Origin of the sequence: Chthoniobacter sp. (genome assembly GCF_040003245.1) — a bacterium.
In the GTDB taxonomy this organism is placed as follows: Bacteria; Verrucomicrobiota; Verrucomicrobiia; order Chthoniobacterales; family Chthoniobacteraceae; genus Chthoniobacter.
In genome coordinates, this window is sequence record NZ_JBDUCX010000298.1 from 1 (window position 1) to 7,730 (window position 7,730).

General features: G+C 62.6%; 6 protein-coding genes. 2 read left to right on the forward strand and 4 right to left on the reverse strand.

Going from position 1 to position 7,730, the window contains the following annotated elements; all coding sequences use genetic code 11:
* Positions 1 to 1,813 (reverse strand): AAA family ATPase (locus ABJF10_RS27470; RefSeq protein ID WP_348547821.1); only part of this gene is annotated, 1,813 nt, incomplete at its 3' end.
* A 206-nt stretch (positions 1,814 to 2,019) separates the two neighbouring features.
* Here ABJF10_RS27470 and ABJF10_RS27475 point away from each other — a divergent pair.
* A complete protein-coding gene (locus ABJF10_RS27475) occupies positions 2,020 to 3,750 on the forward strand; it encodes a hypothetical protein (RefSeq protein WP_348547822.1) in 1,731 nt (576 codons plus the stop codon).
* A gap of 23 nt (positions 3,751 to 3,773) precedes the next feature.
* The gene (locus tag ABJF10_RS27480) at positions 3,774 to 4,481 is read left to right on the forward strand and encodes a hypothetical protein (RefSeq protein WP_348547823.1); all 708 of its coding nucleotides are present in this window, start codon (positions 3,774 to 3,776) and stop codon (positions 4,479 to 4,481) included.
* On the opposite strand, the gene ABJF10_RS27485 is transcribed toward ABJF10_RS27480, so the two are convergent.
* From ABJF10_RS27485 to ABJF10_RS27495, 3 genes are all read right to left on the reverse strand, one after another.
* Entirely contained in the window at positions 4,482 to 5,540 is a 1,059-nt protein-coding gene (locus tag ABJF10_RS27485) for a metallophosphoesterase (protein WP_348547824.1), read from the reverse strand.
* Positions 5,541 to 5,619: 79 nt separating this feature from the next.
* Positions 5,620 to 7,425, reverse strand: a complete 1,806-nt coding sequence (locus ABJF10_RS27490) for an ABC transporter ATP-binding protein (protein ID WP_348547825.1) — start codon at positions 7,423 to 7,425, stop codon at positions 5,620 to 5,622.
* A 47-nt stretch (positions 7,426 to 7,472) separates the two neighbouring features.
* On the reverse strand, positions 7,473 to 7,730 hold a 258-nt coding region (locus tag ABJF10_RS27495; protein WP_348547826.1), incomplete at its 5' end, for a hypothetical protein.

Consider the following 7,730-nt stretch of genomic DNA (forward strand, 5'->3'; position numbering starts at 1 on the left):
GCGCGCGGTCATCGTACTCGGCGAGCGCGCGGGCGCAGCAGGCATGGGCGCCGGCAAAGTCCCCTCGATAGAGCATGGTGAGCCCCTGGAGAAAGAGCGCCTCCATGAGGATGCCTGGGTCCTCGAGCCGCTCGCCAAATTCCACGGCCTTGATGGCGAGATCGGTGCACAGCCGGAAATCGCCGCGGACGATATGATAGGCAAAATGTCCGCGCATCATGGCGAAAGCCTGCGGCGTCTGCCCGACGCGCTCGGAGAGCGTGCGGGCGCGATGGAAGACGGGCCCGACTTCCGGCGCGGCGTAACCCCGCGCGGCAATGTAGGCGGTGCCGAGCGGCCCGAGCAGTTCCAGTTCGCGCGCATCCCGCGCGGGTGATTCCTCCTGCGCCTCGAGCAATTCGAGCCCCTTGGTGAGGTGGCCGATCGCTTCGACATTGGCGAAGCGATCGTGCGACCGGCGGCCGGCCTGGAGCCAGTAGCCGACGGCTTTTTCCATGAAGCCCGCCTCGGTAAAATGATGGGCGAGCAGCTCGGGCTGGGTTTCGACGGAGTGCGGGAAGTGCGCCTCCATGACCTCCGCGATCTGCCGGTGAAACAGCCGCCGCTGCACCTCCTCGATCGAGCCGTGCAGCGCCTCCTCGAGGAGGGCGTGCTTGAACTGGTAGGCGCAGCGAGGCGGCTGGCCTTTGCTAAAAAGAATCTCCGCTCCCGAAAGTTTGGCGAGCTCGGCCTGGAGCGTGGGCTCGTCCACGCTGACCACGGCGGCGAGCAACTCGTAATGAAACTCGCGGCCGAGCGTGGCGGCGTACTGGGCGATTTCACGATTGCTCGACATGCGGTCGAGCCGGGCTATCACGAGTTGCTGGAGCGTTGCAGGCATCTCCTGTTCGCGCTGGTGCTCGAAGACCGCGGATTCGCGGACCATCCGCGTGAATTCCTCGACGAGCAGGGGCACACCGCCGGTGCGCTGGTAGATTTGCGCGACGAGCGAGTCCGGCAGCGCGCCACCCGCGTCCTGGCGCATCAACTGGGCGACCTGGCGTCGCGTGAGGCGATTGAGCGCGAGACTCGTCTGGTGAGCGGGCGCGGCCCACGGCGTCTGGAACTCCGGGCGGAAGGTGAGCACGGTGAGGATGCGATCGTGCAAGCCCTCGGCAATGAATTGCCCGAGGAACTCGAGGCTCGAGGCGTCGATCCAATGCAAGTCCTCGACCACGAAGAGCACCGGTTGCCGGCGTGCACAGGCACGCAGCCATTCGCGCAGGGCGCGGAATGTTTCCTCGCGTTCACGCACGGGGGTGAGGACGGGTGCGGGATAGCGCTCATCGGGCGGCAAAAAAAGCAGCTTGGCGAAGATGGCGACCATCTCCGGGCGGCCGAGGCCGTGCTCTTCCAAATGCCGCGCCAGGCGATCGAAGCGCGCGGCCGCCGGTTGCTCGCCGGAGAGTTCGAGCAAGTGGCCCAAGTGGTTCGCGATCGGGTGCAGTCCGGTGTTCTGAAAGCGTTGCGCGCAGCGCCATTCGATGACGGGTGATGCCCCGCCCGCGGAGCCGGCATTCGCGCCGGCCAGGGCGAGTTCCTTGATCGTGGACACGAGGCGCGATTTGCCGAGTCCCGCTTCGCCCACCACGGTCACGACCTGGCCCATCCCCTCCTGCGCCTGCTCCCACCGATCGGCCAGCAAGCCGACCTCCGTATCGCGCCCGGTCAACGGAGTCAGTGAAACGGGGTCCGCCGCAGCGAGATGATGGCGGAACCTTGCATCGCCGCTGGCTCGCTGTGCTGAGTCCGGATGAGTGTCGACTGGTTTCACGGGATCGCCTCGCGTTCCAGCATGAGCGTGCCGACTGAGCCCGACAAGCCCACAACTCAAGTTGTTCGAGCCGCCAAAACTGGGATGTTTGTGGCGCGGCCCGCTACGTCCTGAACGTATTTTTGCGGATGAATTTCCCTGACAAGTGACGCCTTCTCTGTGTACAAGAATAGCTGCCCGCCGCCTGCGCCATTCGGTTTTTCGCCATGAAAACTCTGCTTCGTCTTGTTGCCGCTTTCCTAGTCCTGGTTGGCCTGGCCAGTATCGGCTGGTATTTCCGACCGACCTCCGATACTGGCGGACTCACGTGGGAGCCGCCGGTGGTCAAGAAGTCGCTGATGACTTTCGCCTACAAGATCTACGGTAATCCAGCGGCGCAGAACGGGCGTAATTTTTTGAGCAAGGTTGTCTTCCAGAACAAAGGAACAGGGCCGGTGCGTGATTTTTCGATCAGCTACCAGATCCCCGACTACATCCCCTGGACGACGGCGGAGACGCATGAGGAGATTCAGCCGGGGCAGACGGTGGTGAAAGTGTACTATCCGCAGTTGCCGTCCAAGGTGACACAGTTGTCGAGCCAGACGACGGTCACGCTCGAAACGAAGATCCATTGGTCGGACAAACCGGGCAGCACAAAGGAGGAAATCCTGCGGTCCAATGTGGAACTGCGCGGGGTGAACGAGGTGGAATACACCGACCTGCCGGCGAACGAAGTGGTTACGTGGTACGACCAGTGGGCGACCGCGCCATTTACGATGGCCATGGTGACGCCTAATGATCCGGTCGTGCAGGAATTTGTCGCGGAAATCACGCGCCGCACCGGCGGTACCACGGCGGGGATTGCGGGTGGATCCGAGGAAGTCGCGCGGGTGATGAAGGCGGTCTACGATTACATGTGCGAGACGGGGATGCGCTATACGAGCGATGCCGGAGTGCCTGCCCGGTTGGGCGACATCAGCACGACCGTGCAGACGGTGCGCCTGCCGCGGGATGTGATCATTACCAACCAGGGTCTGTGCATCGAACTGGCTTTGCTCTGGGCATCGGTGATGGAGCATCTGGGCTTGCCCGCGACGGTCGTTTTTGTGCCGGGTCACGCGTTTACCGTCGTCCGCATTGGACAGGGGCCGACGGATATCATCCCGATCGAGTGCACCGCAATTACGCCGATGGCGGTCAACTCCAAGACGCCGCTTTCGTTCGTGGACGCGGTCCAATTTGCGTGGCGGGAATTGAAGGAGCAGAAAACGCAGATGTGGGTCGGCGTGCAGGACTACCAACGGCAAGGCTTGCGTCCGCCGGAGTTGCCGGCGTTCGACATCGAAAAGATCAAGAACATCCTGGCCAAGCGCGAAGCCCACCGAACCGCGCCGGCGCCGCAAACCGCAGCCCAACAACCGCAGCCGCAGCCGCAGCAAAACACCCAGCCAAACCCGCAACCCCAGCCCACGCAGGAGACGTCCCTGGGTGACAAAGATCTGCCTCCCCTGGCCGACGGTTTCTTCCGCTACATGAGTTACAAAGGGTGGGTGACCGTGGACGTGCCGGCGAACTGGACGCGGGTGGAAAATGGACCGATCAAGGGGATGATTTTCACCGCGCAGGATGCGCAGACGACGGTGGGAGTGAACGTCTTCCAATTCCTGAACCTAAAAACGGCGGACGAAGCCATGAAGAGTGTGCAACAGCAGTTCAGCTCAGTGATGGGCGTGAAACTGCGCATCGCCTCGCACGAGAACAAGAAGGGTAACGTGATCGTCTACACCGGCACCGCGCTAGGGTCCACGGGGACCAATCGCTGGGCGGGAATGTTTGTGCCGACCAATGGTGGCGGGGTGCTGGGATTTTTCATTGGCGCCAATGACAAGCAGTACACCCGCAACCAAAAGCTCATCGATTACATCGTGAGCACCGTTTACTTCGGCTACGGAAAATAATTTGCCAAAAATTACTCACTTGCATGAGAACTTCCCGATTTTGTCAATATGTCTATCTGGTCGCTTTCGCTGCTCTGGCGGGGCCGTTGCCAGCGCAGGAACTGCCCACCCGGACGATTGAGCAGACCTACACTTTCGACGATCGGGGGGATGCTGTTGTTGAGACCAGTTCTCAATTTAGCGCCGCGGAGTGGGTGGAGTGGAAGGAGCGGTTCGGCGACCATCCCGATCTCCTGCTCCGGGACTTGCGGTATCAATATGCCAGTGCGGTGGTGGACGATTACTCGCTCGAAAAGGACGATGTGCATCGCCACGCCACGGCCAAAATCAAGGCGCGCGCCCTGGCCCGGTATCGCAGCAATGGTGACTTCGCGATCGACGTGACCAAGGACCTCAAGCTCGTAACCGGCTCGGGTTCGGATTGGTTTTTCACCAGCAGCGCGGCGATGAACGGGGTGCTGATCAATCAAACCTTGAAGGCCAAGCTTCCGGCCAAGGCGACGAGGGTGGCCTTCACGCCGGGCGGGGATTTCAATCTATTGACCTACTCCATCGATGTTACCCCACTGCGGTCGAAGGGATCGTTGATCGTCGGGATCTGCTTGCTGCTGCTCGGCGTCGGTGCGGCCATCGCCTCGTTCTTCGTAATGCAGCGGCACACGACCACGGTCACCATCATTCCACCGCCGCCCAGCGCTCCCCCGCCGATCCCGAATCTGCCCAAACAGTAGTCAGCAAAACTTCGTCTCGCGCACCACTGGCTCGCAAATGGGGAAGGGGTTGTAGCGCCCCGAGCGGTCGCAGAGGAAAGTGATCTTGTCCGTGCCCTCCGCTCCGCTGGCGTCGACCAGGCGGACTTCGAGAGTGTGTTCGCCTTTCGGCAGGGAATCGCCGGGGATGGGGAAAGCCCAGGTCAGCTCCCCGGTCGCGCGCAGATCCGTCCATGGACCGTCGCCGATGCGGCCCTGTGCAGAGTTGATCGGCCCGAGCGACCAGGCACGCACGCGGGCGTCCATGGGGCCGGTGACGATGTGCGCGGCCGTGGTCGCGAGGACCAACCGCCGGGGGTGCGTGATGAGCGCGACGGGGCCACGATCCGCCACGCTGCGATAGGTGAGCGCGAGGTCTTCGCCATCGAGATGCACCACCGCGTAGCCGGCCGGGCCGCCTTCGGGATCGCCGATCGAGCGCACCGCCACATAGACGTGCCGGCCGTCGTTGGCGATCTGGCCGTAATGCGTATGCCCGGCAAAGAGCGCGGTGATTGGCCGGGTCTGCACGATGTCGCGCCAGGCCGCCATGCCCGGCATGTTGCCGAAATCCTCCCACACCTGGAACGGGTAGTGATGCTGGAAAACGACGACCCGTTCGCCCCGCGCCAGCGCCGCATCCACTTCGTAGCGGAACCAGATCACCTGCTCGTCGGTCATGCCGAGCGGGCGGAATTGCATCGTGTTCAGGCAGATGAACCGGTAGCCGCCGACGGTGTAAGCCTGGTAAGTCGCGCCAAGTTGGGCCTGATAAGCGTGCGCGCCGGCGTCGTGATGCGCATCGTGATCGCCCACGAGCGCGTGGAATGGCGGCTGCAGCTTGCTGTAGACGTTCTTGAAGAGCACCCACTCGGGATCCTTGGCGTGCTGCACGTTGTCGCCGGCAAATTGGACGAAGTCCGGCTTGATGAGGGTGTTGACTTCGTCCGCCATCCACTGTGCGGTTTGATAGTTGGGGCGGTCGGGAAACTCGAGGTGGAGATCACCGGGCCAGACAAAGACGACAGAAGAAGTATTCATGGCAAAGGACGATGGCGCAAATTGGCGTGGGCGGTATTAGGTTTGCGAGGCAGCCATGTTAGCAATGACAGATTCGCGGTCAACCCGCCTCCGCGCTGCGGACGAGTTCGGCAAAGACGCCGTTCTTCGCGACGAGGTCGGCATAACTTCCTTCCTCGGCCACGCGGCCGGCGGCGAAGACGAAGATCCGATCCGTATCGCGCAGGGTGCTCAGGCGATGCGCCACCATGATGACGGTGTGCGACTTGCGCGCATTGTCGATGGCGGCGCGCACCTGGCGTTCGCTGATATTGTCGAGCGCGCTGGTGCCTTCATCGAGGATGAGCACCGGCGGATTCTTGAGAAACATGCGGGCGAGCGAAATGCGCTGGCGCTGGCCGCCGGAAAGATTGGCGCCGCGCTCATTGAGGATGGTGTCATAAGCCTGCGGCATCTTGAGGATGTCCTCGTGAATATGGGCTTGTTGCGCGGCCTGCTGGATTTGCTCGGGCGTCACGTCGCCGCAGCCGTAGGCGATGTTGTCGCGCACGGTGCCGGAAAAGACGAAGGGCGTCTGCGAGACATAGCCGATGCTCTTGCCGATGTCTTCGCGGGAGAGAACGCTGATCGGCACGCCCCCGACGAGCACTTCGCCGCCATTGGGATGCAGCAGGCGGAGCATGGCGCGCAGCCACGTGCTCTTGCCCGAGCCGCTCGGGCCGGCGATGCCCACGGTCTGGCCTTGGGTGATCGCCAGCGTGACACCGTCGAGAATGCGCCGCGGTCCGGACGGTGTTTCGTATTCCACGACGAGATCCTGGCATTCGAGCAGCGGCACCGTGCCGTCGAGCTTCGGGGCGCGCAGGGTGACTGTGCCGAAGGATTGATCGACCGGCTGGTTGAGCATGCCGAGGAGCACGCTCACCTGGAGGCTCGTCTCGTAGGTTTCATCGAGGATGCGATGCACCTCGCGCAGCGGGCGCATGATGTTCAGGAAGAGCATCGAGAAGGTGAAAGCCTTGCCGTAGTCCACCTCGCCGCGCGCCGCCAGATAGATGGCGTAGCCGATGATGGCCACGTGAAAGAGGTTTTCGTTGACCGTTTTCATCCAGTCGAATTTCGCCATCGCTGTGCCGTGGCGAAATTCGCGTTCGCGCCGGGCCTCGGCGGCCGTCTCCACGCGCTGGAGTTCCTGCCGGTAAGTATTGGCCGCACGGATGTATTCGAGGCCGCCGAGTTGCTCGACCATCGTGCCATCGAGGCCTTCCTTGGCTTGCAGGAGGGCGAGGCGGATGCCCTTTTGCGACGTGACCTGCCACACGGTGAGGCCGATGGCGATGGGGACCACGCAGGCCATGACGAGGCCCACGTGCCACTCGGAAAAGAACCCCGCGCCGAGCGCGAAGAGCGCGGTGAGGACGGACGGAATAGCGTCGGTGAAGCTGATCTTGAGGAACTTCACGTAGCCCTCGACGCTGCGCGTGATGCGGCCGTGCAGGGAGCCGACGCGCTCCCTGGCCAGCGCCCCGAGGTCGACCTTGAGCAGGTGGCCGACGACGCGCACTGTCATATCGCGCTCGATGCGCGTGGTGGTGCGGCTGATGAGCCGGCGCCGCACGAGATTGAGCGTCTCCTTGAAGACGTAAGCTCCGGCGAGGACGCCGAGCGAGAGCGTGGCGTAGCGCAGCAATTCATCCGCGGGTTGTCCCTTGAGCTTGAGGACCTGGTCGAAAAACCGGCCGAGCAGCAGGGCGATGCCGGTTTCGACGATCGCGACCACGGCCATGAGGAAGACGGCCGTGCCGAATCTGAATTTATCCGCCTTCGGCACGAGCCGCCAGATCTGCGCGCGGCGCGACCAAACGCTGCCGACGTCGCCAACAAAGGAGCGGTTATCGGCAGCCATCAGAAGAAGCGCTGGGCGGGAGGTGGCGGCGAATCATTCCGCTTCGTTTAAGATGAATCGGGAAAGCAGGAAAGCAGGAAGAAGAGGCGATGTGGTGGCCGGATCGGAAAATCTCTCTCGGGCTTCCCAAATACGATGAAGTAATATTCACGAATGGTTGAAGAGCGTCGAATCGCAGAAGACGCAGGCCAAAGGCCTGAAACAAGCCAGCCCAGGGCGACGCCCTGGGGTATCATCGTCAACGAGGCCATGAGCCTGTATCGATTTTTCGGACAGAATTGGGTAAGCTGAAGCAGACGACTTCT

Coding starts and splice junctions, on each gene's coding strand:
- ABJF10_RS27480 (WP_348547823.1), top strand. CDS start 3,774: ATGAGAACTTCCCGATTTTGTCAATATGTCTATCTGGTCGCTTTCGCT.
- ABJF10_RS27475 (WP_348547822.1), top strand. CDS start 2,020: ATGAAAACTCTGCTTCGTCTTGTTGCCGCTTTCCTAGTCCTGGTTGGC.
- ABJF10_RS27490 (WP_348547825.1), bottom strand. CDS start 7,425: ATGGCTGCCGATAACCGCTCCTTTGTTGGCGACGTCGGCAGCGTTTGG.
- ABJF10_RS27485 (WP_348547824.1), bottom strand. CDS start 5,540: ATGAATACTTCTTCTGTCGTCTTTGTCTGGCCCGGTGATCTCCACCTC.